Source organism: Exilispira thermophila (genome assembly GCF_055389015.1).
Map to the genome: position 1 here is coordinate 22,800 of NZ_AP042476.1, position 26,515 is coordinate 49,314.

The window sequence follows — 26,515 nt, forward strand, 5'->3', positions numbered from 1 at the left end:
TTTTATTCTCTTTCTTTTTCAATCAAATTTAATGTATATTCTAAAATAGTATCTTTTCCTTTTAATAAATCATCAATAGTTTGATGAACTTCAATATCTGGTAATACACCATGAAATATATTTTCGTCCTGAACTATATAAAAAGGTAAATAATAAATTAATTTTGTTTTTGGAAGAATAAAAATGTTAGGATTTGCTGTTCCTCTGATAATTTCCCCTGTCTCTTCTCCTATAATTTTTCCAAAATTATATTTTTTAAATAGGTAGCTAAAATATTTTGCAGCAGAAAATATATTTGAATTTTGAATTAAAAATATTTTCAAATTTTTATAATTTAAATTTTTACTTGCATTTTTTGTAAACCATTTCTCAATATCACTTAAATAATTAAAATATAATATATAAGGTAAGAAATTAATTAAATAAAGTTTATATTTACCATTCATACATAAAAAATAAAAAATTAAAAAATTTTTATTAAAAAAATTTATACTTAAATTCTTTATACTTTTTTTATCTATATTATATTTTATATCATTGTTAAATTTATAAAAAAGAGTTCTTATTAAAAAATTACAACTAAAACCAAAACCTCCTGGGTTATTTTTAATATCAATAATAAGATATTTTATTCCATTTTCTTTTATAATCTTAAAAAAATTATTAAAATGTTCCACAATTTTATATGCAGTATATGTATCTTTATTCAAATAAACATATTTTTTAAAATAATCTTTATTAAATCTATTAAAAACATATCCTTTTAATATTTTAGAATTAAATAATAACTCATCATTCAAAAAATCAAATTGATTTATTTTCAAATAAGCTATTTTTTTATCGTAATTTATGGACATTGATAATGTTTTATTTTCATAATAATGTTCAAAACCATTTAAAAATATATTAAATTTATAAGAATTGTTATATTTAGAAAAGTTATATAATGGATAGTATATATTATTATTTGTTCTTAAATTTTTTGATTTTATTTTAAGATTAAAAAATAAATCCAGATCCTCTATATATATTTTTGTATTGTAAAAATCTATATCTCTAAAAAGATAATATAATTTATATATAAAATCATAATTTAAACTTTTTATTCTCATCTGCTTTTTATATAAATTTTCATAATCTGAAAGATAATCTAAAATATCATTAATTTTTATTCCATTTATTGAAACAATTTTTATTTTATAATTTTTTAAATTTATTTTATCTTTTTTAATATTTTCCTTTGAAGCAATTTTTTCAATTAATATCTTTTTTTGCTCATCATCCACAAAATCTAATAAATAAACATTATTATCATTATCAATAAATACTTTTGCTTGAAACAATTTTTTATAATTATAAAGATATTTAAAAAACATATTTTCCATTATCCATTGAGATGCATGAACATCCTTTAAAGAACATATTGTTTTATTAACAATTTTAAAAAATGAAATTCTATCAATTTTTTTTAACTTTTCTATCTCTTTTTCATCTTGTTTAAAAATATTATCAAATTGTTCTTTTGAAATGAAAAAATAAGGGTCAGGATATATTTTCAATATTGTTTTTTTTAAAAATCTAATATCATAAAGAGCATCATTTTTTGAAAAACTTTTATTAATCAAAAAATATTTAGAATCTATTTTTTTATTTGTTTCATCATAAGATATTATGTTATATTTTTTAATAATGTATAGATTATGTAAATACAAAATAGATATTATAATAACATAAATAAAGATTAATGATAAAATAATACTAAATATTTTTTTTAATATTTTCATTAATACTTCCTTATAAAAATATAATTATAAAAACTTTTTATAATAATATCTATAATAAAATAATTACCCCCCATTTTATAGGGGGATAATTATTTTAGATTCTTCTACATTCAAGACCGCATAAATCTGAACAATGAGCTGCACACTCATGAGCCATGCAAGGTTTATACCCACCACAATGACCACTACATGGTTCATATGTATCACATTGTTGTAAGTGTGGACAATTACCTTCACACTTATCTGGACAAATTTCAATAAAACACCTGTTAATTTTGCTCATCTCCATCCTTTTTTCAAGTTCCTGAACAGTTAAATCCTGAACAATAACTTCTGTTAAGTCAATAATTTCTTTACTCATAAAAAATTTATTTTTTAAATAATAAACAATTTTATTTTCTTTCTTTTTCAATTAAATTTAATGTATATTCTAAAATAGTGTCTTTACCTTTCAGTAAATCATCAATAGTTTGATGAACTTCAATGTCTGGCAATACTCCATGCTTTTTATTATTATAATTTAAAGGTAAATTAAATAATATGGGTAAACAATAAATAAGATTTGAATTAGGAAGATAGAAAAATGTTTGATCGCCATTTATTGATCTCAAATCACCTGTTTCTTCTCCTATTATTTTTCCTAAATTGTATTTTTTAAATAATAAGCTATAAAGCATAGAAGAAGATAAACTGCTTAAATTTTGAATTAAATAATAACTTTTAAATAAATGAAAATTTTTTATATTTTCGAAATTTATGTTAGATTTAAAAATGATCTTAAATTTATTAATTTTAAAATATTCAAATAAATTAAAATTAATTATTCTATTTTGTTTATTTTTAAAATAAGTATAATAATTTTCATAAGGATAATATAATAATATATTTTTTTTAATCTTTACCAATTCAGGAATTTTTAAATAATAACTGTTTTTAAATAAATACTGATTTAAAAATTTTCCATTATCAAAATTTCCACCTGGATTATTTCTTATATCAATTATAATATTTTCAATGTTGTATTTTTCCTTTATATTTTTAATATCCCTTAAATTATATATTAAACCTCCAAATCCATTTCCACCAAAACTTATAAATTTAATATATATAGTTTTTAATTTATCTGAAACATAAAATTTATTTAACTTATCATCAAATATTTTTATCTCAAAATATTTTTCTGTATTTATTGAAAAATTATTTTCAGAATCTTTTTTTATTTTATCTAAATTATTTATATAATAAGAAAGATTTTTTGTTTTTAAAATTAATTTTATTTTTTTCTTTTCATTTTCATCATATATATCAAATACAAATTTTTCAGGATTTTCAAATATTTTGTGGAATAAATAAATATAATCAATTGCACCATTTGATTCAAATATTGTTTTTATACTACTTTTCTTATTATATATATTTGTATTATTATACATTTTTTCAAATACTAAATCTTTAGAAATTCCATTTATTTTATCAATTCTCCATTTATTATTTATTATTTTAAATTGTTCTGATTTTAAATCATAGTATCCTGTTAAATAAATATTATTTGAATTTATATCATAAAAAATTTTAACTAACACTGTTTTATATTTATTTTTAACAATTTCTGATATTTCATTATAATACCATATAGGAAACATTGTTGCATGGCTAATTTTTAAACTATTTAAAAAATCGAAACATATATCATAAAAATATGAAACTGGAATCATATTTTGTTTATAGTTTTTAATCTTTTCTTTTGCATTTTTATATTCATTTTCAAATGTTTTTTTATCAACATTTGCAAATGGATAGGGAATTATTTTTATAATATTACTTTTTAAAATTTTTAAATCTTTTAAACAAAATGATTTGCTAATCTTTTCTGGAACTTCTCTTTTTTCTAAATCATTTTTTAAATTATTTAGATTTATGATTTTTATGTTTTTACTATAATAGTTTTTATAATATTTGAAAAATTTTACATTAAAAAACAAATCTATGAAGATTAACAAAAGTGAAAAAATAAATAAAAATAAAATAATTTTTTTAAAATATTTTTTTAAAGCATTTCTAATTTTTTTCATTTTTATCTTTCCTTTAAAATTTATAACAAATATTATTATATATATAAAAATATAACATGGAAAATAAATTAAATAATTAAAAGCTAAAAGCCTCTTTTAAAAGGCTTTTAGCTTAAAAAAATATTAATTATACATACAAATATTACAATAACAATATGTACATACTTTAGAATAAAATCTAAATATTCCAAGGACAAGTTGAAGACCAAAGCCAACCATCACATTTACCAATATAATAAGGAACACCACAACCTTGTGTATCGCATCTACCACATGGTATAACTTTTGGTGTTATTTTGCTCATTTCCATCCTTTTTTCAAGTTCTTGAACAGTTAAATCCTGAACAATAACTTCTGTTAAGTCCATAATTTCCTTACTCATAAAGAACCTCCACTACTTTTATTTTATTAATTTATCCTTAAAGTGGCCACTTAAAAGGATTAAAAAATTATTTTTCTTTTACTTCTTCTTTTTTATCTAACTTTTTATCATTATTATTATTTTCTATATTATTATCATTATTAGTTATAATATTTTTTTCATTATCCTTTTCATTTAAAAACTGAATTACTGCTTTATTTGCAATTTCTGGAAAATATTTATCAATTTCCCCACAATCTTTTGAAAATATGGTGCCTATTTTTCTATATGCTCTTGCACTGCATCCTGCACCTTTTTTATAAATCTTTTCAAATTTGTTATATGCTTTTTTTAATTCTTCTTTTTCTTCAAATAAAGATTTATCTGTTATAAAATATTTTGATTTAAAATAATCTATCTCATCTTTATTCAATTGTTCAATCTTATTATTAATCAAAATATTTCCAAGTCTTTCTGAAACTAAAGAAATAGCTCCACTAAACCCGTGTAAAAGTAAATATTTATTAATTTTTTCTATTTTTGTTATTATTGTATAGTTGCTTAAATGTAATTTTTTAATATTTTCAATTTGTGTCATATTCTTCCCCTTTTTTTAAAAAATTTAAAAATTTATTTTATTTTTCATATTTTATTTATTAATTTATATAAGAATTTATACTCAACCATCAATTATATAATTTATTTTTAATTGTCAACAGTTTAATTTATAGGTTAATTCAGAAAGGTAGGGGGACATTTTTTATTTAGGAGTTTTATAAAATTAATTGTAAGATAAAAATTGTTTGAAAAATATAAATTATAAATGATATGAAATTATTATAGAAAAATAAAATATTATGAGAAAGAAAAAATTATAATTATCTGGATATTGTTATTAATTCTTTATTTAAAAGATTAAACAATAAAAAATTTATCCAATTTTTATTTTTCTTGACTTTATTGAAATTTTTTATACTTTTTTGAAGCAATTTACTTTTATGAAGATATGTATTATAATTCTTTTAAAGAATTATATCTTATAATTAAAAAAAAATTTAATAAAGTTTAAATACGATTTAAAAAATGAATAAAGAGATACAGGAGATTGTAAATGAAAAGAACTTACCAACCACATAATACCAGAAGAATCAGAAGACATGGATTTAGAGCTAGAATGGCTTCAAAAAATGGGAGAAAAGTTTTAGCAAGAAGAAGAAAAAAAGGTAGAACTGTTTTAACAGTTTCAAGTAAAAAAATTGCAAAAACAACTTATTAAAATAGGATTGTTAAAGAATTATTGAACAAGATTATATAATATATTTATATATAATTGATTGTTGATTTTTAAATGTTCTTTAATATTTAATCATTTAATTTTTGTTATTTGTAAAAAGATTTTTTATATTTATAAAAAGTTTTTTATTAGTATTATTTTAATATATTTTAGTATTGTATTTGTAATGTTTTTTATATTATTTTGAGTAATTTTTAAATTTTAAAAGAATTAAAAATTTTATATTTTTTTGTTATAAATTATTTATCCAGTATAGACTTTAAAATTAAATAATTCATGTAATATGTTGTAACAAAAAAGTAAAAATTAAAATAAAAAAGTTCAAAATAGAAAAGTTATAGAAAAAATACAATAAAAAAAATTAAAAAAAAGTTAAAAAAAAGAAAAATTAAAATAAAAAAGTTTAAGAATAAAATTGAATCAAAAATTATATAAATACAATAGACTTAGAGGTAAAACCAATTTTAACATTTTATTAAAAAGAAAAAGGGTTTATAAGGGAAAGAAATATACTTTCTTTTATTATTACAATAATGATCTTTTTAATAATTTAAAGTTTGGTGTATCGGTTTCAAAAAAAATTGGTAATGCTGTTATAAGAAACCGTGAAAAAAGATGGGTTAGAGAAATAATTAGAAAAAATAAAAATATAGCAGAAAGGGGAGGTCTCCTTCTCGTAATTGTTAAGAAAAAGGATGGTTCCTATAAAGATGCTGAAGAAGAAATTGTTAAATTTATTAAAGCAATTTTTTCATATAATTGATTTAGTTATAAAAAAATTGTTCTTATTTTTTATATTCTTTTATCAAAAAGCAATTTCTGTACATTTACCTAAAACTTGTAGATTTACTCCAACATGTTCTGAATATTCAAAACAAGCATTTTTAAAATATAATTTTCCTAAAGCATTATATCTTTCTACAAAAAGAGTTTTAAAATGCCATCCTTTTCATCCTGGAGGCTACGATCCCCTTCCATAAGAAAATAGGGGTGATTTTATGCAGAAAAATACTATCATTTTTACAGTTGTTTCATTTTTGTTTATAATGATTTATTTTATTTTCTTTGTACCAAAATATACTACTCAACCAACTCCACAACAAAATACTTCTACTCAAACAGAACAAAATGTTACAAAAGAAACTTCTACACAAAATAATGTAGAAAATCAAAGTAAAGATGTCAATGAAGAAACTAAAACTACAAAAAAAAATGAAGAAAAAGTTCCTGTATTATTAGAAGGGAAAAAAGAGAAAATTGTTGAATTCAGCAACAAGTTTATCTATACAAAAATTTCTTCATTTGGTGGTAAAATATTAAGTTATCGACTTAAAAAATATGAAAGAGAAGATCTCTCTGGTGGTGATTTAGTAGTTCCAAATAATGATAGGGTGGAACAGGGATTGAATGATGTTAATCCCATTGAAACATTATTCTTAAATGGTCAAACAATGGAAGTTGAACAAAAAACCAAGTTTAAATATATTAAAGAATTATCCAATGATAAAACAATGTTTTTTAAAACCATTATTGCTGATGATAAGGGGAAACCAGTTGAAATTGATAAAATTTATAGATTTAATGATAATTATGAGGTTTCTCTTGTATTTAAAATAAAAGGGCTTGATAATAATATTCCATATTTTAATAAATCAAAGTTGTTGTCTTTAATTTCCTGGGCATATCTTTTAGGCCCAGAAGATATTCTTTCAAGTAGATATAATAGGCAGGTATTCTCAGTTTTTTTCAATAAAAGGTATTCCAAAATTGGATTGAAAAATAATAGATTAGATCAAATAAACAAGTTTGATTGGGTATCGGTATCAAATCTCTATTTTGCAATGATAATTAAAAGAGATGATTTAAATAATTACAATATAAATGTTACAAAATACAATAAGTATGATATTGAATTAAATATTGTTCCAGATAGTTTTGAATTAATTGAGAATGTTTATAAATTTAAAATTTATTTTTTACCTAAAGATAGAAAACTTGTTTCTGCATATGATGATACATTTAAAACTGTAGCTACTTCTGGTGGCTGGCTTTCATGGCTGGTAATTGGATTTAACTGGTTTTTAAATGTATTGTATGCGATATTCCATAATTGGGGTATAGCAATAATTATGCTAACAATAGTTATAAAAATATTGCTTTATCCTTTTACACATAAATCTATGGTTTCAATGAAAAAGATGTCAGTTCTTGGTCCAAAAATAAAAGAGATTCAGGATAAATATAAAGGTGATCCTCAAAAAGCTCAGGTAGAAATTTCAAACCTTTATAAAAAAGAGGGTGTTAATCCATTGTCTGGGTGTCTACCACTATTGTTGCAATTACCATTTTTAATTGCTTTATTTAATTCTTTACTATACAACCTATCATTAAGAAACTCTTCTTTTTTGTGGATTAAAGATTTATCCAATCCAGATGTGATTTATACTTTAAAATTTAGTATACCATTAATTGGAAATAGTATAAGAGCATTACCAATTGTAATGACAATTGTATCTTTATTCCAATCTGAAATTCAATCAAAAGGTCAGGTAGCTGCAAATCCAGAACAAAAAATGCAGACAAAAATGATGACTTATTTAATGCCATTACTATTTTTATTCCTATTTTACAATATGTCAGCTGGTCTGGTTCTTTATTGGACAACTATGAGTTTATTGACATTGATTGAAAATTTATATACAAATTATAGAGAAGATTTAAAATTGAAACAAATTCAACAGGAGAAAAGTTAATGCCATATACTAATATAAATTTTGAAGGAAAGAATCTTGAGGAAGCTATTAAAAAAGCTTCAGTTTCTCTTGGGTTGAAAGAAGATGAATTAAAATATAAGGTTCTTGAAAAGAAAAAAAAGCTTTTTTCAGAAAAAGTTATTATACAGGTTGAGGCAAAAAAAGAGATAGATGAATTTTTCGATAATATTTATGAATTATCAGAAAATATTTTAAAAACTTTTTTTGAATATATTGGAGTTAATGGAAAAGTTTTTTATCCTATATTAAAAGATAATTATAGTTTTATTAGAATTGAAACTGATAATGATTTTTTATTTGTAAAAAATCAGGCTAAAATATTATTATCTATTCAATTATTATTAAATACAATGATAAAAAAATCTTTAAATTTTGATCCTAGAATTGTTTTGGATTGTAAGGATTATAGGCTTCATAGAAGCAATTTTTTAAAAGAAATTGCTATAACAAAAGCTGAAGAAGTTAAAAAAACTAAAAGAGTATTTATTTTCAAACAATTAGAACCTTATGAGAGGAAAATTATACATATGACATTACAGGACGACCCTGATGTATATACTGAATCTGAAGGAAATAATAGATACAAAAGATTAAAAATAATTCCTGTTAACAAAAATAAAAGAAAAAATTATTAAATTAGAAGCTAAAAATGGATCAACCAATTTTTGCTATTTCAACACCTCCAGGAATTGGAGCAATTTCAATTATAAGAATTAGTGGGGAAGGAAGCTTAGAAAAGCTCTTCCCCTATTTAAAAATTAAAAATGCCAATTTACCTGAAAAAATTAAACCAAGATATGCATATTATAGTTCTATTTATTCTGAAAAATATGGTTCTATACGAAAGGAAGAATTATCTGAAAAAAAAATAGATGACCTGATTTTTTTATATTTTAAAAAACCTGATTCTTATACAGGTGAAGATCTTATTGAATTACAGTTGCATGGTTCTCAAGTTATTGTTAAACTTGTTTTTAATTTGTTATATTCACTAGGATTCAGACTCGCGCAACCAGGTGAATTTACAAAAATTGCTTTTATTAATGGTAAACTTGACCTTATCCAGGCAGAAGCAATAAATAATCTTATTAATGCAAAAACAATACTTTCTCATAAATTGGCTATTCAAAATGTTGAAAAAAGATTTTCAAAAAAAATTGAACAAATAAAAAAAAGATTATTATATGTTTCTTCCTATTATGAAGCTGTGCTTGATTATCCTGAAGAGGAAGATTTTGAACTGGATTTAAATAAAAATGAGTTACTTGGAGTTCTTAACCAGGTTGAAAAGCTAAATGAAACTTTACTAAAAAATGCAAATATGGGGTTGCTTTTAAATTCAAATGTAAAAATAGTGATTCTTGGAAAAACCAATGTTGGAAAATCATCATTTTTTAATCTACTTCTGGAAAAAGATAGAGCAATAGTATCTGATATTCATGGTACAACAAGAGATTTTATTGAAGGATACATTAAAATAAATGAAGTTCCTGTACAATTGTTTGATACTGCAGGAATCAGGGAAACAAAAGATAAAATAGAACAAATTGGAATTAAAAGGGTATTTGAATTATTAGAATCTGCTGATCTTTTTATATATTTAATTTCTCCTGATATTATTATAACTAAAAATAATATTGAATTTTTGAAAAAATATAAAGATAAATTGATAGTTTTTGTAAATAAATCTGATTTAATAGGAGATAATGAATTATTAAGAATGATTAAAGAAAACTTAAAAATAAATAATTTTAAAAATGATATTAATAATTATATTAAAAATAATATTAATAATTATATTAAAAATAATATTAAAAAAGATAATGAAAATGATTTAAATCAAAATAATGGTTCTTTAGAAAAAAAATCAACTAATTTAAATAAAAAATATAAATATGTTGATAATATTGTTTCTAACTTAATAGAATTCAAAAAGCTTGGTATTAATGTTAATTTTGAAGAGAATTTTGAATTTATTAACACAATTGAAAAGCAAAATCAAATTAAAAATATTAACAAAATATTATCAAGAAAATTATTTAAAAACATTTTATTATCAAGAGAAATTCCTTATGTACAATCTTATAGAGAAGAACTATTACTTAAAGAGATTTATAATAAAATAAAAGAGATAAAAAAGTTAATAATTAATGAGTCACCATATGATATTATTGCTTTTGAATTAAGGGAAGTTATGTTAAAGATATATGATTTAACAGGTGAAAATTATAATGAAGATTTGTACAATGCAATTTTTTCTAATTTTTGCCTTGGGAAGTAATAAACAATGCCATATCTTTTTTATTTAAAAAATATAATCCATACAGATATTGCTGTATCAATTTCAGATGCAGAGATTCTTTTTAGATTTATTAAAAAAGAGTTAAAAAAAACTCTGTTTATTGATATTTCTTTAACTGGAATAAATAAAATTTCTTATACATTTTTAAAACATTTCATAATATTGATAGTAACTGAATTTAATACAGACATGCTAAAAAATAATATACATTTTATTGATTTTAAAGGAGAACAGGAATATTTATATAAAAAGGTATTTGAGAGGGTAATGTTATTAAAACGGCAGGGAAGATTAAAATCCGATTTTAAAAAATATTATTATAAATTATAGCTTTTTATAATCTTATTTTTTATAATCTTATTATCATTTCATTACATTCCAAATATCATTTTTTTATAACCTTATTATCATTATATTGATTTTTTTATTTTTTTCATAATATTATCTTAAAAATGAAATTAATTTATTGAAATCTTCATGTGTATTTATATTTTTAAAAGTTAATAAATTTTTATCAAACTTAACTATTTCATTTATATCTATTAAATTGGGATTTATTTTTTGCAAAAAAAGATTAAGTTTAAATTCCCCTTTATCAATAAGTGTTTTCAAATCTTTAAGAATATCTTTATTATAAATTCCAGGGAAAGGTTCAAAATAATTTTTATTTTTAAAAACAGTAATATTATTTTTTAAATTAAAATTGAAGTGGGTTAATACAAGAAATTTTATAACTTTAATATTTATTAAAGGCATATCAGCTGTAAGTACAATATTATCATCGATTTCACTAAGACTTAAAGCACTATATAAACCGGTAATTGAAGATGAAATTTTAATAATATCTTTTACTATGATAATTTTATCAATAAAATAATTTTTAAAATAGAACTCTTTTTTGTACGAAGATAATGGTTTATAAGAGAAATCAAATTTTTTATTATCAATTTTTTTTCTATTAAAAAAATTTATAAACTTCTTTTCATCTTTTGTGCTAATAATTATATCTTTTATATTAAAATCTGTTTTTGTTAAATTACTAAATTGTTTTATTTTAAAAATTATATATTCAAAAAAAGTTTGATTAAAGATGGGAAGGAAAATTTTATCCCTTCCCATTCTTTTAGATTTTCCACCAGCTAAAATTATACAGTTTAAAACTTTTTCCAAATTTCTATTTGCTTTCACTTTCTTTTGTTGGTTTTAAAAATACAACCCAGTATAAAAATGCAACAAAGAATGCTCCGCCTACAATGTTTCCAAGAGTAACAGGAATAAGGTTTTTAACTAAAAATCCACCCCATGTTAAATTAGAAAGGCTGTTTAAAGATAATCCAGCAGCATTTACTACTTCAGAATAGGATTTTAATAAAATCCCTTTAGGAATAAAAAACATATTAGCAACTGAGTGTTCATAACCTGAAGCAACAAAAGCCATAATTGGGAAAAGAATTGCAAATATTTTTCCAACTACATGTCTTGCAGCAATTGCCATCCATACAGCAAGACATACCAACCAATTACACAATATAGCTCTACTAAAAGCAGCTAAAAAAGATAAATTAACTTTTCCATTTGCAATTTTTAATGCAAATGCTCCAGTTCCATAATTATTTGTTTTCCATAATCCTGACCATATAATTAAATAAACAAGTAAAATAGAGCCAATAAAATTAGCAATATACACAATTGTCCAGTTTCTTAAAACCCTTCCCCAGGTAGTTTTTTTATCAAGTGCAGAAAGTACAACAAGATTGTTTCCTGTGAAAAGTTCTGCACCAGCAATAACAACAAGCATCAGACCTACAGAAAAAACAGCACCCATAACTAGCTTTGTGAACCCTACTCCAAGGTATTTTCCCATATCATGACCAACTAAAGTTGCAAATTGAGCTCCAAAACCTATAAAAACACCAGCAAATATTCCTAAAATCGTAAGTCTTAAAATACTTGAATTAACTTTTTTAACACACACTGTTTGTGAAAGGTATTCTGCAGTATTGGCAGGTGCTCTACAATCTACAGCCATATCTTACCCCCTTTTTTTGTTTTTAATCTTTTCAATTTTACATGCACAAACTTTTAATTCAGGAATTTTAGCAATTGGATCAAGAACATCATTTGTTAACATATTTGCAGCTGCTTCTGCAAAATGAAATGGGATAAATACATTCCCTTTAACAACTTTTTCAGATTGTAAAACAAATGTTTCAATTGATCCTCTTCTTGAAGAGACTTTTACTTTTTCACCATCAGAAATTTCCATTTCATTCATATCTTCAATATTCATTTCAATATAAGGACCTTCAATATATTGAGGTAATACTTTTGTTTTCCTGGTCATAGTTCCTGTATGGTAATGAAATAAAACTCTTCCTGTTGAAAGAACAAAAGGATATTCTTCATCAGGTAATTCTGCAGGAGGAGCATATTCTGCTGGAATAAAAGTTCCAATTCCTTTAGCAAATTTCCCTTTATGTAAATATTTTGTCCCTGGGTGGTCAGAAGAAGTACATGGCCATTGTAATCTTTCTCCCTTCATAATCCTTTCATAAGTTATTCCAGCATAAATTGGTGTAACATCATTAATTTCATCAATAATATCTTTAACAGATTTATAATTCATTGGGTAACCCATTCTTTTAGCTATTTCTGATGTGATCCACCAATCAGGTTTTGCTTCCCCTGGAGGGTCTAAAACTTTATTGACCCACATAATTCTTCTTTCTGTGTTTGTGAAGTTACCTTCTTTTTCAAGGAAAGATGAAGCAGGAAAGATAACATCAGCATATTGAGTAGTTTCAGTTGGGAAAATATCCTGAACTGCAAGAAAATCGATTTTTTCTAAAGCTTCTTTAACATGAGGTATATTAGGATCCGATACCATTGGATTTTCACCCATAAAGTAAAATGCATGTAATTTACCTTCAGTAGCTGCATACATCATTTCAACAACTGTTAATCCTACCTCTTTTGATAACTTTGTTTTCCATTTATTCTCAAATTTTTCATGTATTTCGTCAATGTTAATTTTTTGATATCCAGGATATACATTTGGTAAAGCACCCATATCACATGCACCCTGAACATTGTTTTGCCCTCGTAATGGATTAACACCAGTGCTTTCTTTACCTACATTTCCTGTCATCATTGCAAGGTTTGCTAAAGATGCTACATTATTTGTTCCATGGCTATGTTGAGTTATACCCATTGCATAAACTATTGAAGCTTTGTCTGCTTTACCATAAGCTATTGCTGCTTCCTCTAATAACTTTGCAGGGATTCCTGTAATTTCTTCAACTTTTTTTGGTGTGTAATCTTTTATAATCTTTTCAAGTTCATTAAATCCTTCTGTTCTTGCTTTGATAAAATCCAAGTCATGCAAATTGTTGTTATAAATAACATTCATGAATCCATTTATCCATGCAACATCAGTACCATTATTTTGTCTTAACCAGTATTTTGCATATTTTGTAAGGTCAATTTTTCTTGGATCAACTACAATTAATGTGGCATTATGAAATAGTACAGCTCTTTTAATATATGTTGCAATAACTGGATGTGTTTCAGTTGTATTTGAACCTGTGACAAGTATTACATTTGCATATTCAAGTTCTCTTATTGAGTTTGTCATAGCCCCTGATCCAAGTGTTCTTGCAAGACCTGTTACAGTAGATGCATGGCACAACCTTGCACAATGGTCAACATTGTTTGTACCAATAACAGCTCTAATGAATTTTTGAAATACATAATTTTCTTCATTTGTACATCTTGCTGAAGAGAGCCCTGCTATTGAATCAGGTCCATATTTTTCTTTAATTTCAGTTAATTTTTTAGCTGTATAATCTAAAGCTTCATCCCAGCTAACCTCAAAAAATTTACCATCTTTTTTTATTAAAGGTTTTGTTAATCTTTCTTTTCTTGAATTAAAATCAAGACCAAATTTCCCTTTAACACAGGTTTTTGTATAGTTTGGTTCAAGATTTGCTCCATCAACTTTAAGAATCTGGTTATTTTTAACAGAGATATCAAGCTGACAACCAACACCACAATATCCACATGTTGTTGTAACTTTTTTTTCAATATCTTTTTCTTTAAATCTAACCCCATAAACAGGTTTCATAGCAATTGCTGCAGTAGGACAAAGTTGAATGCATTGTCCACAACCATCACATTCAGAAGTTTCCCAATCTTCAAATCCTGCTGCGACATATGTATCAATACCTCTGTAAACATATGAAAGCACACCTTTTCCCTGAATTTCATAACATGCTTTAATACATCTTTCACACTGGATACATTTAGTAGGGTCATAATCAAGAATAGGGGAGGAAGTATCTTTTGGTGCAATATGAGTTTGCCATAATGGTTCAATAGTTCTTTCGTTTCGTCCAAGATTGTATTCAAAAGCTAAATCCTGTAATTCACAGCTTCCATCTCTTGGACAATTGATACAATCATCATTATGGTTTGCTAAAATAAGTTCTAAAACAGCTTTTCTTGTATTTTCAATCTCTTCATCTTTTGTATAAACTTCTAACCCATCAGATACTTCAACAGTACAGGAAGTTATAGGTTTATTCTGGTTATTTAATTTAACAAGACATAACCTACAGGAACCTGTTGGTGAAATCAAATCACTATAACATAAATGAGGTATGTTAAAATTATTATCAAGTAATACTTTTAATAAATTTTCCCCTTTTTTTGCAGTTATTTGTTTGCCATCTACTTTTATTTGAACAAAGTCACTCATGAAATCCTCCATACTAACTAATTATAAAATAATGATATAATATTTTGAATTAAAATCAAATCAATAATACTATAAAAAAATTTTAATTTATTTCTATGATGATAATAAGATGGTAACGATAAATATAAATTTATTTGAAAAGAATAATTAAAACCGTAAATTTCTTAGAATATTATGATTTAAATTTTTACAATGATTATTATTAATAAAAATCAAATAGATTATTATAAATAAAAGAGTAAAATTATCAATAAAATACTAAAATTGTTATTAAAGACTAAAAAATTGATAAAAACAAAAAGTAACCAATATTTAAAAAGAAAAATAGAATTGTTAATTTTAATGATTTGTTATTAAGTTTATAATTGAAATAATATATTTTATCTTTTGTATACCCTTTTGATAATAAAGCTATAGAACTTCTTTCAGAAAATCTTATAGCATAAACAAGTAAAGGGATGGAGATTGTAAAAATATTTAACCCCTTAATATTTCTCATTTTTTTTACAGTTCTAATTCTTTGATATTCATCTTTTGCATGCTTTATTGCATTAATAGCGATAAAAGCAGGATATCCATAATTTGCAGATAATCTGAATTGTTGTATAAAAGAAAATATTAATTTGTAAAAATCAATTAATGTAACAGTGCTTATTGAAAGCAATGTTAGTAAATAATATCTAGCAAATAATCTCAAACCTGTATAAAATGCATCTTGATATATTGTGTAATTTAAAAAGGTAAAATGTTTAGATGTATCAATTTTTGCAAGATTTGGATAAAACATATTTAAAAAGAGAATTGAAATTGTAATTGGGATAATTATAAAAATAAGAGGGAGAAATATTTTTAATTTTATTTTAAATAAAAAAAGATAGAGTATCCCTATTAACCCATATATAAGTATTATTTTTAAGTTTGTTGAAATCATAATTGGTATCATAATTGAAAAAGCAATAAATATGATAATTAATGGGTGTTGTTTATTAAAATCATTCATTTATTTTACCTATCTTTACTCTGATTAATCTATATAAGATAAAAGTTCTATTTTTTTATTCTTAATTTGATAAATTTTATCAGATACAATTTTAGCAAATTCAATATCATGGGTAACAATTATTATTGTTTTTCCAAGTTTTTTTAAAATATTTGTAAATTTTATAATTTTATTTCTGTTTTCTATATCCTGACCAAAAGTTGGTTCATCAAGTAATATAATATCTTTATTTAAAGCTATTGTTAAAGCATAGGTTAATCTTCTTTTTTCTCCTTCAGATAATTGAAAGGGGTTTTTGTTAATATAATTTTTAAAATTAAAAAAATTTATAATTTCTTCAAAAATCTGATTTTGTTTGTCTTTTTCTTTTACCCATGTTTTAATATTATGCATGATTTCAAGTTTGACTGTATTGAACATAAAGTGAGTTTCAGGATTTTGAAAAAGGAATGCAATATTATTTTTTTCAATAGAAATGTTCCCTTTTTGTGGTTTTAATATTCCAGATAATAATTTTAAAAAGGTAGTTTTTCCTATCCCGTTTTTCCCTAAAATAGAAATGGTTTCATTATCTATTTTTAGATTAACATCTTCAAAAATAGATTCAGGATTGTTTTTGTATTTAAAAAATAAATTTTGAATTTCTATTAAATTTTTATTTATGTTATTGATTTGCTTTTTCTTTTTTATATTAATTATCTTTAAAAAATTAAAAATTCTATTTATTTCATAAGTATTTAGATTAATATTTATAATTTCCTTTTTTTCAATTTTATCTAAAAAATTTTCTTTGTTTAATAGATTTATTTTTCCATTTTTATTAAAAACTAGGATTTTATCTACTATATCAATTATTTTTTCAAAATTGTGTTCAATTATTATAATTGTGTATTTTCCTTTTATTTTATGTATTATATTAAAGAAATTATTTCTTGATTCAGGGTCTAAAAAAGCAGTAGGTTCATCAAGTAAAATAACTTCTGGTTCAACTGCTAAAAGAGAGCCAAGCATAATTTTTTGGATTTCTCCACCAGAAAGAGAGAATGTCTCATTATTTAAAATTTTGTAAAAATTGAATAGTTCAACAATTTTTTGGTATTTCTTGCTAATGAGTTCAAATTGGTTTTTATTATTTCTATAAAAATTCTCCATAGGAAAAACAATTTCATCTTTAACATAAGGGGTAACTATTTGAGTGTATGGGTTTTGAAAAAGCATCAAAATTTTTGATTTTAGATCATCAGGATATTTATCTATAATATTTTTACCTTTAATAAAAATTTGTCCTTCTAGAGTTCCAGTAATATAAAATGGAATTATCCCTTTCAATATATTTAAAAATGTAGATTTACCACTTCCAGAAGGGCCAGTTATAAGAATGCATTCGTTTTTTGATATAGAGAAATCCCCCTCAAACTCTATAAAAGAGTTTGAGGAAGGATATTTAAATTTAAAATGGGAAAACTTAATTATAGGTAATCTATTTTTTTCCAATTGCGTACCTTGATAGAATTCCTGTATTTTTTAAAGCTTTAGTTAGATAATAGGTCAATCCTCCAGCAAGGATTAGTCCAGAAATTGCTGCACAAATAATTTGAATTATAATAATTTTGGTTGAAAGGGATGAGTATTTAGAGTAAAAAAAATCAAGTATATATGAAGACAATGTGGAAAGTAAACCCGCTAGTTCAACTGTAAAAAAATTCCATTTTTTGTATGAGAAAATTAGAAAAACAAATTCTGCAGCGATTCCCTGTACAACACCCCATAAAATAGCAGTTAATCCCCATTGGGTTATTAAAAGTTCTATAAATGCTGCAAAAATTTCACCTATTAAAGCAACTCCTGGTTTTTGAATAATGAAAGCAGGGATTAATCCTCCAACCATCCAGAATCCTACCAGAAGGTAATTTGCTCCAACTGATTTTAAAAGTGGAGAAAAGAGATACCATACAAAAGTCCATACCCAGAAAAGGATTCCAATAATTCCAGAAAGAACAAAAGTTAAAATAATTTCATTGATTTGAAGACCCTTTTTTGAAGTTTCTTCCATAGTTTACCTCCTTATTTTTATTAAGGAGGTGGTGCAAAATGAGAGGAGATACCTTTTTCAAGGTTTCCTTCGCAGGTATTACCCTGTTCAGGTTCAAAGGGTATGCTCTCAGGCCTTGCGACCACCCCTACCTATTTAAAGATTAACTTTTTAATATTTTTTTGCAAATGAAAAATATTTAATTATTTATTTTAAAAATAAATTTAAGAATTGAATATAATTATTTTATTTAAAACTTTATTTTAATTTAAATTAAGATTTCATTTTATCTTAAAACAAAAATTTACTTTTATTCTAAATAAAAACTTTTTTTATTTAGAATTAAGATAGGCTGAAACTTTAAAATTAGAATTCTTTTGAAAAATTATTTAGTTGTTATAAATTAAATATTGTGAAAATAAAATCTTTTTTTAAAAAAATTATCAAATTTTTTGTTATATTGATTTTATTACTTATTATTTTTTTAGTATTTAATTATTTTTTTAGTTTATGCTATAATTTTAATAATTTTAATGAAGCTTATTTTTCAAGATTTAATGAAAGATATTTTTCAAGATATAACATGAAAAATAATGATACAGATGAGAATAATATCAATATTAATAAAAATAATTTTAAAAATTATAAAAACACTAAATATAAAAATTATAACAAAATTTTTTATAATATTTATAAATTCTTATTTAGAAAAAATAATTTCAAAATTGAATCTGATAATATAGAAAATAAAGATTATAGCAATTTATTTAAAATAATTTTTACAAAAATTGAAACTCAAAAAATTGAAAATATTAAAAATGATGGATTAGAAAAGTTTACATTTTTTGGGGATGTTATTCCACATTCCAGTGTAAAAGATTATTTAAAATTTAACGATGTTAATTTTTTATTATCTGAACTTAAAAATTTAGATTTAGAATATTCTATTAATTTTTATAACCTTGAAACAACAATTCTCAATAAGCAATATAAAAATATTCCCTATATATTTTCTGCTAAAAAATATTTGTTGGATGAACTAAATAAATTTAATATTAACTATTTTACTATAGCTAATAACCATATTCTTGATTATGGTGATAAAGGGTTTTACGAAACAGTTGAGAATATCAAAAATTACAAATATACTGGTATAGTAAAAGATGGATCTCTTTTTGTAAATAAAATTTTTATTAATAATAAAACTGTTGGAATTGTAGGTTTAACTTTAATATTGAATGATCCAGCAGGAGTTTATAGAAAACTAAAGAATAGTAAAATTCATCCAGCTTTTTTTTATAAGAATATTAATAATATAGTAAACAAAATTAAAGAAATTAAATTTAAAAATAAAGATATTGATTATTTTATAGTTTCAATTCATTGGGGAAGAGAATATAATGGCTTGCCAACAAAGTTTCAAATAGAGCTAGCTAAAAAATTAATAGATAATGGTGTTGATATAGTCTGGGGGCAACATCCACATGTTGTTGAGCCAGTAATGATTTATAAAGGAAGAGTAATATTATTTTCATGTGGTAATTTTATTTCTGGCCAGGCATTACTTAAGAATTCATGGGATGATAGGAGTATCCATAAAAATTACTTTTTTGCAAGAGGGGTACCAGTAATAAAACTATTTTACAAAAATAAAGAACTAAGAAAAATCCAGATCTATTTTTACTTTACAATAAAATACAAAAATAAAATTAAATTAATTCCATTAAAAACTGTCGTTGATTCTAAAATCTTTTATTCTAAAAATAGCATGAATTTTATATGGGATAAAGAGATTTATATTTGTGGAACTTATATAAATCCACTAAAAAAACAGTACTATTTTTTAAATAATAAGAAACTATACTGGGGATTAAAATATATAGACCTTGAAAAAACTTATATTTTTATGAAAAATAATATCTTTTTTTATTTAAAAAAATATAAAAATACTAAAATAATTGGTAATTTTATTGAAAATATCTATTTAAATTTAGAATATGGAGGTGAAATTAAATATAAAACTTTATATGAAAATAAATTGAAAACAATTAACAAAGATAATGGATTTGAAATAATTTTTTGAATATCATTATTTATTTGAAAAAAACAAATTCCCAGATTCATACTTTTTCAGACCATTAAAAAAGAGAAAGAATGCCAGTATAGTAGTTATAATATCTCCTGAAAGTAAAAACAAAAAGATTTTTAAATCAAAATGGTTTATTAACTTAACAGGAAGGTAAACATAAAATCCTACAGGTAAAACAGTAAAAAGTAAAAACTTTACAAAAGGGGAAAAAATATTTTCTGGATAAGTTGCAAACATTATTAAGCTATTGAAGATCTGGTGACTTAGATTTTCTGTATTTCCTAAATAAAATGAAAGACTATTTAATATAATTAAAATAGAAGATAGAGCAATTCCTGATAAGATAATAAAAAAAGTAAAAATTAATAATGAAATAATATTAGTTGATACAAAAATAAGAAATATAATATAACCATAAAGTATATCTCCCCAGGCAGAAATAGACGAACGGGATAGAATTATCATTATTAAAGGGTTTTTAGGATAAATTAAATAAACATCAATAATTCCTTTGTAAATCATTGATGATAATTCTCTTGCACCCCCAAAAATAGCCATAGCAATTCCAAAACCAGAACTGGCTATAGCCCATAAAAGCATAATCTCTTTAAATCCGATATTATTTTGAGTAAATGATATTTTGAATTTATTATATAATACCAGCCAGAAAAATATAAATGCTGAATTATTTAATAGCATTCCTCCAACTTGCAGAAAAAAAGCTTTTTTATATTGCATTCCTGATTTAATATGCAAAATTACATAGTTAATAAATATTTTAAAATATGATTTCATTTTTTATTTATCCCCCATTAATTGTTAAATTTCTAATCCCTTTTTTATAAAAAATTACAGTTAAAAAAATAATAGAAACTAGATATATTACTTGAATTAAAAAGCCCTTTAAATAATAAGAAGGTTGAAATTTAACTATTAATCTTGCAGGAAAATACAAAATATATGATGTTGGTAAATATGGCGTAATTTTTTTAATCCACACTGGAAAAAATTCTAAAGGGAAAAATAGGCCTCCAAGAATAAATAAAATCTTTTGATAAATCCAAAAAATAGGAGATACTTCTTCCATTTTAAAAGCAAACATCCCAATAAGAACCATAATAAAAAAATCTATGTTTATACCCATTATAATAACAGGAAGAGATAAAAAAATGTTTTTTATTATTATAATATTAAAGCCTACCATTATCCCAGCAGTAATAATTCCAACAATTAAAGTAGAAAAAAGGTTTAATAATATTTTACCAGATGCAGTGAAATAATGATACATTATATATGAGATTGGACGCAATAGATTGTAAACACAACTTCCTTCTTTAATTTCCTCAGATATTGTCTGGTAAATTCTAACATTTGATAATAATATTGATTCTGTGATAACTATATAATAAATTATCATTGGGATTGTAAAACCATCAAATGCAGCATTACCTCGATATATAGTTTTATATAGATTAAATAGGACAAACAGGATTAATATTAAAAAAAATCTTGAAAGTAAAAAAGATTTTAAATAAGTTAAATTTGATTTTATTGAAATTTTAGTTAAATAAAAATATTTTTTAATTTTCAATCCAGCTCCTATTTGATAAAATTATTTAAATCTATTTTAATTATTTAAGTTTAACTTAAATATTCTAATAAAACAATTTTTTATATACAATAATTGAAATTTTTTATTTATTTTAAAATTATTTATTATTAAACAAATTGTTTATGCATAATCGAATAGATTGTTTTTGTCCATTTTTTTTAATTATATTTATAAATCATTTCTATTATCTCTTCTAAAGGGATATCAGCAATGTTAATGTCCAAAATTTCATTTTTTTCCATAAGTTCATCAATTACTTTTTTCAATTGTTTCTCTTTTGTATCCACTTCAATTTTAGCAGAAAATTCTTTATGCTTTAATGTTTTAATACCTTTAATATTGAGATTTATTTTATTTGAAGTTTTTAATGATATCACTTTTTTATTTAAAAAGTTGTATTTTAAATTTTTTAAGGAATTTTCAAAAATAATTTCACCTTTGTTAATAATAACTACTCTATTACAAAGCTTCTCAATATCTGAAATATCATGAGAAGTCAAAATAATTGTTGTATCATATTCTTTATTCATGTCTTTAATTAATTCTCTAATTTTTTTCTTTATAATTATATCTAATCCAATTGTTGGTTCATCTAAAAAAAGTATTTTAGGTTTGTGAAGCAATGATGCTGCAATTTCACATTTAATCCTCTGCCCAAGAGAAAGTTTTCTAACAGGTTGATAAAGAATTTCTGACAATTCAAATTTGTCTATAAAAAAATCTATTCTTTTTTTTAATTCTTCATTAGGTATATCATAAATATTACCCAGTAATTTAAAAGTATCTATTGGTGGAAGATGTAACCATAATTGTGATTTTTGTCCAAAAACAGTTCCAATTATATATGCAAGTTTTTTCCTGTTTTTTGTAGGGTCAAGTTGATCAATTTTTATAGTTCCAGAAGTTGGGATTAAGATACCAGAAAGCATTTTTATTGTTGTTGATTTACCTGCGCCATTTGGTCCTATAAATCCTAAAATCTCCCCTTTTTCAATTCTTAAAGAAATATTGTTAACAGCTTTTTTTTCAATATATTTTTTTTGAAATTTTGATTTAGTTTTGTAGATTTTGGTAAGATTTTCAATTTCTATTAAAGCCATCTAGAACCCTTGAATATTTCAAGAAAAATTAGATATTTTTTTAAAAATGTCAAATATAAAAAATAAAAAAAATATAAAGAAAAATTAAGAACTCTTTTTAAAAGCAAATTTTAGTTAGTTTAAATATATTCTAAGATAAAACGGTAAATTTTTTTTGATTTTAAAGTTGTATATTTTAAGAATATTTATATTTTTAAATTTTAAATATAAATATTTTATAATTTTTTTGATTTAAGAAAGGATTCATATTTTTGATAATTGAGTTTAATAACATCATCTACTGAATTTAAAATATTAGGTATTGCATTAGTTGATAAAGAATAAATAACTTTAACACCATTTTTTTTAACTTCAATTAAACCTGCATTTTTCAATATATTAAGATGTCTTGAAGTAATTGATGGAGATTCCCCAATTTTTTTTGCAAGTTCAGATACATTTTTGGGACCTTCTTTTAATTTTTCAACAATACATATTCGAGTGAAATTAGCTAAAGCTTTTAAGATATTTGTTCTTAATTCATTTTTAATTATATCACCTGTAGGCATATTATCTCCAGATATTATTCCCAAAATAATTTTAAATATATTTTTTTTAATGTCAATAAAAGTGTGTAAAAAGATAGAATCGATAATAATCCTTATTGGGGGTTATATGATTTTTTGGAGGTAATAATTGTTTTTTGTTAATTAGCTCTATCTTTTACACACTTTTAATTATTTTTTTTTAATATATATAAAATAATACTAATAAAATTTTATAAAAACAATAAAATTTTAATTATTTTTATTTCAATTTTTGATAACATCAATAATATTTTCAACAAGACCATCAATTTCTTCTTCAGTATTATAAAAACCTACAGAAATTCTAGCAGGAGCTGGAAGATGTTGTTTAGGTACCGGTCTTATCATATATCTTCTTTTATTCATAACAGAGCAAAATTCACCAGGTTCCCATCCTTTAGCAAAAAAGTGAATAAAGCCAGCTTCTTTTCCTTTTGGAGTAACAATTTCTATTTCTGGAATTTTTTCTAATTTTTCCCTCAAATAATTTATTAAAGTAGATATTCTATTAATCATCCAATCTTTACCTACATCATTAAGTAAAAATTTTAATGCTTCTTTAAATCCAAGTAGAATAGGGTGATTCATTGAAGTTGCAGTTTGAAATCTAGCAGCATAAGGCGCAGGAATGATATATGGGGATGCTATATCAAGATCATGTCTATCCCTTATTGAAGAAGGGCTTATAAAAACAGGATCAACTTCTGAAATTCTATGCTTAGCAACATATAGAGCTCCAATCCCTTCTGGACCTAATAACCATTTTCTCCCTGCTAATGAATAAAAATCGATACCATAATTATGAACATCAAGTTCTGTTGCTCCAGCACCCTGAGCACCATCAACTAGTAAATACATATTGTTTTCATGACAAATATCAGCAATTTTTTTCAAAGGAAAAGTTAAACCAATTGAAAAAGATACATGAGAAACAACAAATATTCTGGATCTTGGAGTTATACTTTTTTTTAATTTTTCAAGAAATTTACCCTCATCATAATCTTTCCCATATTCTACATCAATGTACTTTACATTAATTTTAAACTTGTTTTTGATTAATGAAATTGGAGCAAGACTTGCAACATGTTCTCTATTAGTAGTTATTATTTCATCTCCTGGTTGCCAGTTAATACCCCATAAAATTATATTCATCCCCTCAGTTGCTGAGTGAGTAAGTGCTATTTCTTCATATTCCGCTCCAATATAATCAGCAACCAATTTCCTTGTTTCATCCATATCTGCATATAATTCAGAAAGGAAAGGTAGATATCTTCCCTCTATATATTCCTTTTCAGACTTTTTTTGCATTACTTCTGCAGTTGCTCGACAAATTGGGCCATTTGTACCATTATTAAAATAGTAACAACTTTTAACTGCAGGAAGTTCATTTCTGATTTTTTCAATCTTTTTTAAATCCATTAAAATCCTCCTATAAAAATCAATATTAAATATCAAAAAATCTGCTAATTTATATAAACGAGGTAAAACCTCAAATTATTGCTTTCAGGCAACGGAATAATCTTTATTTAACAATATATCATTTGATTTTACTGGATCATATTCACAACCATTTTTTAATAATGTCCATACCAATTTACTTAATTTTCTTGAAGTTGCTATTATTGCTTTTCCGCTTCCTTTTATTTTTTTCATATTTCTATAAGATTTCATATATCTGTTTTCTCTTTCTCTTTTTACCCTTATCATACCCATTGTCATCTGTACAAATGCTGTTCTTAATTCTTGTGAACCTCTTTTAGTTATATTCCCATATCTTTCCTTGTCTGCTGAATTTTGTACCCATGGTACCAATCCACAATAAGAAGAAAGCTTTTTATATGAACTAAATTTATTTATGTCATCTATGTAAGCCCTTAAAGTAATTGAAGTTATCAATCCACATCCTGGTATTGTCCTTAGTATTCTTACTGCTTCATCTTTTTCTGTCATCTTTGAAAGCTCTTTCTCTATTTCTGATATTAAACTTTCTATACTATTTATTGTTTTTATTATCCCTGATACTATACTTTTTTTTATTGGGTCCGATATTTGTTCTATAATTTTTACCCTTCCTGTTTTTGTGTTAAGCTGTCCATTCTTTGTTTCTATACCCATTTCTAACATTATTCCATGTATTTGATTCTTTAAACTTACATTGGTCTTTTTTAATACTGACCTATGCTTTAATAAATCTCTTAAATTTTTACTATCTTCTTTACATAAATTTACTTCTGGTATCATATCTTTTGATAAAAATTCTGCTAATGTCCTTGCATCATGTTTATCTGTTTTGTTTATTGATTCATTTATTACTTTAAACTTTAAGGTATTTACTACATGTACTTTAAATCCATAATTTTCCATTTCTCTTTTAAAATATCTTGTATTTCCTGTAGATTCTACTGCTATTTCAATTTCTTCTGGTTGGGATAATTTCTTTAACAATCTTACAAATTCCATATATCCTTCTTTTTTTGTAGAAAATTTCCAATTAATATCTGCAATCCTTTGTTCTAAATTTTTTATACATACTGTCATTTGATGCTTGTGTAAATCAACTCCAACTGATAGTTTCATCTGCCTCCTCCAATTATTTTTTTTAATTGAAAGCAGATTCTTTACGATATTTATTACAGAGAATAATCCATTCTCCTATTCAATCTGGATTGTTAAAATCCGATTATTATGTTGATTCGGCTGTAGGCTCTTCATTCTCCTAAACGGTCTTTTTGACCAAATTAAATGTCGAACCTAAGCCTATCTGCTTTCAGGT

Annotated in this window: 25 protein-coding genes and 1 riboswitch; of the genes, 8 read left to right on the forward strand and 17 right to left on the reverse strand. The window is 23.3% G+C overall.

Annotated features, from left to right (window positions below; genetic code table 11):
• Positions 1-2: 2 nt before the first annotated feature.
• The 5 genes from ACZ5EC_RS00100 to ACZ5EC_RS00120 form a co-directional block, all read right to left on the reverse strand.
• Positions 3-1,784 carry a S41 family peptidase gene (locus tag ACZ5EC_RS00100; protein ID WP_464302937.1) on the reverse strand — a complete coding sequence of 594 codons (1,782 nt, stop codon included), beginning with the start codon at positions 1,782-1,784 and terminating at the stop codon, positions 3-5.
• A gap of 94 nt (positions 1,785-1,878) precedes the next feature.
• On the reverse strand, positions 1,879-2,145 hold the full coding sequence (locus ACZ5EC_RS00105) for a hypothetical protein (protein ID WP_464302938.1): 267 nt from the start codon (positions 2,143-2,145) through the stop codon (positions 1,879-1,881).
• A 31-nt stretch (positions 2,146-2,176) separates the two neighbouring features.
• Positions 2,177-3,856 (reverse strand): S41 family peptidase, encoded by a 1,680-nt coding sequence (locus ACZ5EC_RS00110; RefSeq protein WP_464302939.1) that lies wholly within the window; start codon positions 3,854-3,856, stop codon positions 2,177-2,179.
• Positions 3,857-4,034: 178 nt separating this feature from the next.
• Positions 4,035-4,238, reverse strand: a complete 204-nt coding sequence (locus tag ACZ5EC_RS00115) for a hypothetical protein (RefSeq protein ID WP_464302940.1) — start codon at positions 4,236-4,238, stop codon at positions 4,035-4,037.
• A 67-nt stretch (positions 4,239-4,305) separates the two neighbouring features.
• Positions 4,306-4,815 carry a hypothetical protein gene (locus ACZ5EC_RS00120; protein ID WP_464302941.1) on the reverse strand — a complete coding sequence of 170 codons (510 nt, stop codon included), beginning with the start codon at positions 4,813-4,815 and terminating at the stop codon, positions 4,306-4,308.
• Between the two features lie 513 nt (positions 4,816-5,328).
• Here ACZ5EC_RS00120 and rpmH point away from each other — a divergent pair.
• The 7 genes from rpmH to ACZ5EC_RS00155 all read left to right on the forward strand — a co-directional run bounded on the left by rpmH (position 5,329) and on the right by ACZ5EC_RS00155 (position 10,917).
• A complete protein-coding gene (gene rpmH / locus ACZ5EC_RS00125) occupies positions 5,329-5,493 on the forward strand; it encodes a 50S ribosomal protein L34 (protein ID WP_464302942.1) in 165 nt (54 codons plus the stop codon).
• Between the two features lie 433 nt (positions 5,494-5,926).
• Positions 5,927-6,274, forward strand: coding sequence for a ribonuclease P protein component (gene rnpA / locus ACZ5EC_RS00130; protein WP_464302943.1), 348 nt, complete (start codon positions 5,927-5,929; stop codon positions 6,272-6,274).
• 16 nt (positions 6,275-6,290) lie between these two features.
• Entirely contained in the window at positions 6,291-6,491 is a 201-nt protein-coding gene (yidD, locus tag ACZ5EC_RS00135) for a membrane protein insertion efficiency factor YidD (protein WP_464302944.1), read from the forward strand.
• Positions 6,492-6,509: 18 nt separating this feature from the next.
• Positions 6,510-8,264 (forward strand): membrane protein insertase YidC, encoded by a 1,755-nt coding sequence (gene yidC, locus ACZ5EC_RS00140; protein WP_464302945.1) that lies wholly within the window; start codon positions 6,510-6,512, stop codon positions 8,262-8,264.
• Positions 8,264-8,920, forward strand: a complete 657-nt coding sequence (locus ACZ5EC_RS00145; RefSeq protein WP_464302946.1) for a Jag family protein — start codon at positions 8,264-8,266, stop codon at positions 8,918-8,920. Before yidC ends, ACZ5EC_RS00145 begins: the two co-directional genes overlap by 1 nt.
• Before the next feature lie 14 nt (positions 8,921-8,934).
• A complete protein-coding gene (gene mnmE / locus ACZ5EC_RS00150; RefSeq protein WP_464302947.1) occupies positions 8,935-10,566 on the forward strand; it encodes a tRNA uridine-5-carboxymethylaminomethyl(34) synthesis GTPase MnmE in 1,632 nt (543 codons plus the stop codon).
• 6 nt (positions 10,567-10,572) lie between these two features.
• Positions 10,573-10,917, forward strand: a complete 345-nt coding sequence (locus ACZ5EC_RS00155) for a hypothetical protein (RefSeq protein ID WP_464302948.1) — start codon at positions 10,573-10,575, stop codon at positions 10,915-10,917.
• Between the two features lie 111 nt (positions 10,918-11,028).
• Here the strand turns inward: ACZ5EC_RS00155 and ACZ5EC_RS00160 are convergent, their stop codons facing one another.
• The 6 genes from ACZ5EC_RS00160 to ACZ5EC_RS00185 form a co-directional block, all read right to left on the reverse strand.
• Positions 11,029-11,775, reverse strand: a complete 747-nt coding sequence (locus tag ACZ5EC_RS00160) for a molybdenum cofactor guanylyltransferase (protein ID WP_464302949.1) — start codon at positions 11,773-11,775, stop codon at positions 11,029-11,031.
• Positions 11,762-12,616, reverse strand: a complete 855-nt coding sequence (locus tag ACZ5EC_RS00165) for a formate/nitrite transporter family protein (RefSeq protein ID WP_464302950.1) — start codon at positions 12,614-12,616, stop codon at positions 11,762-11,764. Before ACZ5EC_RS00165 ends, ACZ5EC_RS00160 begins: the two co-directional genes overlap by 14 nt.
• A 3-nt stretch (positions 12,617-12,619) precedes the next feature.
• Positions 12,620-15,343: a formate dehydrogenase subunit alpha gene (fdhF, locus tag ACZ5EC_RS00170; RefSeq protein WP_464302951.1), complete on the reverse strand. Its 2,724-nt coding sequence runs from the start codon at positions 15,341-15,343 to the stop codon at positions 12,620-12,622.
• 277 nt (positions 15,344-15,620) lie between these two features.
• The gene (locus ACZ5EC_RS00175; RefSeq protein ID WP_464302952.1) at positions 15,621-16,343 is read right to left on the reverse strand and encodes a CbiQ family ECF transporter T component; all 723 of its coding nucleotides are present in this window, start codon (positions 16,341-16,343) and stop codon (positions 15,621-15,623) included.
• A gap of 24 nt (positions 16,344-16,367) precedes the next feature.
• Complete coding sequence (locus ACZ5EC_RS00180) at positions 16,368-17,837, reverse strand: ATP-binding cassette domain-containing protein (protein WP_464302953.1); 1,470 nt, start codon at positions 17,835-17,837, stop codon at positions 16,368-16,370.
• Positions 17,824-18,396: an ECF transporter S component gene (locus ACZ5EC_RS00185; protein ID WP_464302954.1), complete on the reverse strand. Its 573-nt coding sequence runs from the start codon at positions 18,394-18,396 to the stop codon at positions 17,824-17,826. Before ACZ5EC_RS00185 ends, ACZ5EC_RS00180 begins: the two co-directional genes overlap by 14 nt.
• Positions 18,397-18,443: 47 nt before the next feature.
• Positions 18,444-18,535, reverse strand: a riboswitch (TPP riboswitch).
• A gap of 423 nt (positions 18,536-18,958) precedes the next feature.
• On the opposite strand from ACZ5EC_RS00185, the gene ACZ5EC_RS00190 reads away from it, so the two are divergent.
• Complete coding sequence (locus ACZ5EC_RS00190; RefSeq protein ID WP_464302955.1) at positions 18,959-20,458, forward strand: CapA family protein; 1,500 nt, start codon at positions 18,959-18,961, stop codon at positions 20,456-20,458.
• A 6-nt stretch (positions 20,459-20,464) separates the two neighbouring features.
• Here the strand turns inward: ACZ5EC_RS00190 and ACZ5EC_RS00195 are convergent, their stop codons facing one another.
• The 6 genes from ACZ5EC_RS00195 to ACZ5EC_RS00220 form a co-directional block, all read right to left on the reverse strand.
• Positions 20,465-21,259, reverse strand: coding sequence for an ABC transporter permease (locus ACZ5EC_RS00195; RefSeq protein ID WP_464302956.1), 795 nt, complete (start codon positions 21,257-21,259; stop codon positions 20,465-20,467).
• A 7-nt stretch (positions 21,260-21,266) separates the two neighbouring features.
• Entirely contained in the window at positions 21,267-22,055 is a 789-nt protein-coding gene (locus ACZ5EC_RS00200) for an ABC transporter permease (protein ID WP_464302957.1), read from the reverse strand.
• 179 nt (positions 22,056-22,234) lie between these two features.
• Positions 22,235-23,176 carry an ABC transporter ATP-binding protein gene (locus ACZ5EC_RS00205; RefSeq protein WP_464302958.1) on the reverse strand — a complete coding sequence of 314 codons (942 nt, stop codon included), beginning with the start codon at positions 23,174-23,176 and terminating at the stop codon, positions 22,235-22,237.
• Between the two features lie 215 nt (positions 23,177-23,391).
• Positions 23,392-23,724 carry an ArsR/SmtB family transcription factor gene (locus ACZ5EC_RS00210; RefSeq protein ID WP_464302959.1) on the reverse strand — a complete coding sequence of 111 codons (333 nt, stop codon included), beginning with the start codon at positions 23,722-23,724 and terminating at the stop codon, positions 23,392-23,394.
• Between the two features lie 243 nt (positions 23,725-23,967).
• Positions 23,968-25,161 carry an aminotransferase class V-fold PLP-dependent enzyme gene (locus ACZ5EC_RS00215; protein WP_464302960.1) on the reverse strand — a complete coding sequence of 398 codons (1,194 nt, stop codon included), beginning with the start codon at positions 25,159-25,161 and terminating at the stop codon, positions 23,968-23,970.
• Positions 25,162-25,245: 84 nt separating this feature from the next.
• The gene (locus ACZ5EC_RS00220) at positions 25,246-26,319 is read right to left on the reverse strand and encodes an IS110 family RNA-guided transposase (protein WP_464301847.1); all 1,074 of its coding nucleotides are present in this window, start codon (positions 26,317-26,319) and stop codon (positions 25,246-25,248) included.
• Between the last annotated feature and the right edge of the window lie 196 nt (positions 26,320-26,515).

Coding starts and splice junctions, on each gene's coding strand:
- ACZ5EC_RS00100 (WP_464302937.1), bottom strand. CDS start 1,784: ATGAAAATATTAAAAAAAATATTTAGTATTATTTTATCATTAATCTTT.
- ACZ5EC_RS00105 (WP_464302938.1), bottom strand. CDS start 2,145: ATGAGTAAAGAAATTATTGACTTAACAGAAGTTATTGTTCAGGATTTA.
- ACZ5EC_RS00110 (WP_464302939.1), bottom strand. CDS start 3,856: ATGAAAAAAATTAGAAATGCTTTAAAAAAATATTTTAAAAAAATTATT.
- ACZ5EC_RS00115 (WP_464302940.1), bottom strand. CDS start 4,238: ATGAGTAAGGAAATTATGGACTTAACAGAAGTTATTGTTCAGGATTTA.
- ACZ5EC_RS00120 (WP_464302941.1), bottom strand. CDS start 4,815: ATGACACAAATTGAAAATATTAAAAAATTACATTTAAGCAACTATACA.
- rpmH (WP_464302942.1), top strand. CDS start 5,329: ATGAAAAGAACTTACCAACCACATAATACCAGAAGAATCAGAAGACAT.
- yidC (WP_464302945.1), top strand. CDS start 6,510: ATGCAGAAAAATACTATCATTTTTACAGTTGTTTCATTTTTGTTTATA.
- ACZ5EC_RS00145 (WP_464302946.1), top strand. CDS start 8,264: ATGCCATATACTAATATAAATTTTGAAGGAAAGAATCTTGAGGAAGCT.
- mnmE (WP_464302947.1), top strand. CDS start 8,935: ATGGATCAACCAATTTTTGCTATTTCAACACCTCCAGGAATTGGAGCA.
- ACZ5EC_RS00155 (WP_464302948.1), top strand. CDS start 10,573: ATGCCATATCTTTTTTATTTAAAAAATATAATCCATACAGATATTGCT.
- ACZ5EC_RS00165 (WP_464302950.1), bottom strand. CDS start 12,616: ATGGCTGTAGATTGTAGAGCACCTGCCAATACTGCAGAATACCTTTCA.
- fdhF (WP_464302951.1), bottom strand. CDS start 15,343: ATGAGTGACTTTGTTCAAATAAAAGTAGATGGCAAACAAATAACTGCA.
- ACZ5EC_RS00175 (WP_464302952.1), bottom strand. CDS start 16,343: ATGAATGATTTTAATAAACAACACCCATTAATTATCATATTTATTGCT.
- ACZ5EC_RS00185 (WP_464302954.1), bottom strand. CDS start 18,396: ATGGAAGAAACTTCAAAAAAGGGTCTTCAAATCAATGAAATTATTTTA.
- ACZ5EC_RS00190 (WP_464302955.1), top strand. CDS start 18,959: ATGAAAAATAATGATACAGATGAGAATAATATCAATATTAATAAAAAT.
- ACZ5EC_RS00195 (WP_464302956.1), bottom strand. CDS start 21,259: ATGAAATCATATTTTAAAATATTTATTAACTATGTAATTTTGCATATT.
- ACZ5EC_RS00205 (WP_464302958.1), bottom strand. CDS start 23,176: ATGGCTTTAATAGAAATTGAAAATCTTACCAAAATCTACAAAACTAAA.
- ACZ5EC_RS00210 (WP_464302959.1), bottom strand. CDS start 23,724: ATGCCTACAGGTGATATAATTAAAAATGAATTAAGAACAAATATCTTA.
- ACZ5EC_RS00215 (WP_464302960.1), bottom strand. CDS start 25,161: ATGGATTTAAAAAAGATTGAAAAAATCAGAAATGAACTTCCTGCAGTT.
- ACZ5EC_RS00220 (WP_464301847.1), bottom strand. CDS start 26,319: ATGAAACTATCAGTTGGAGTTGATTTACACAAGCATCAAATGACAGTA.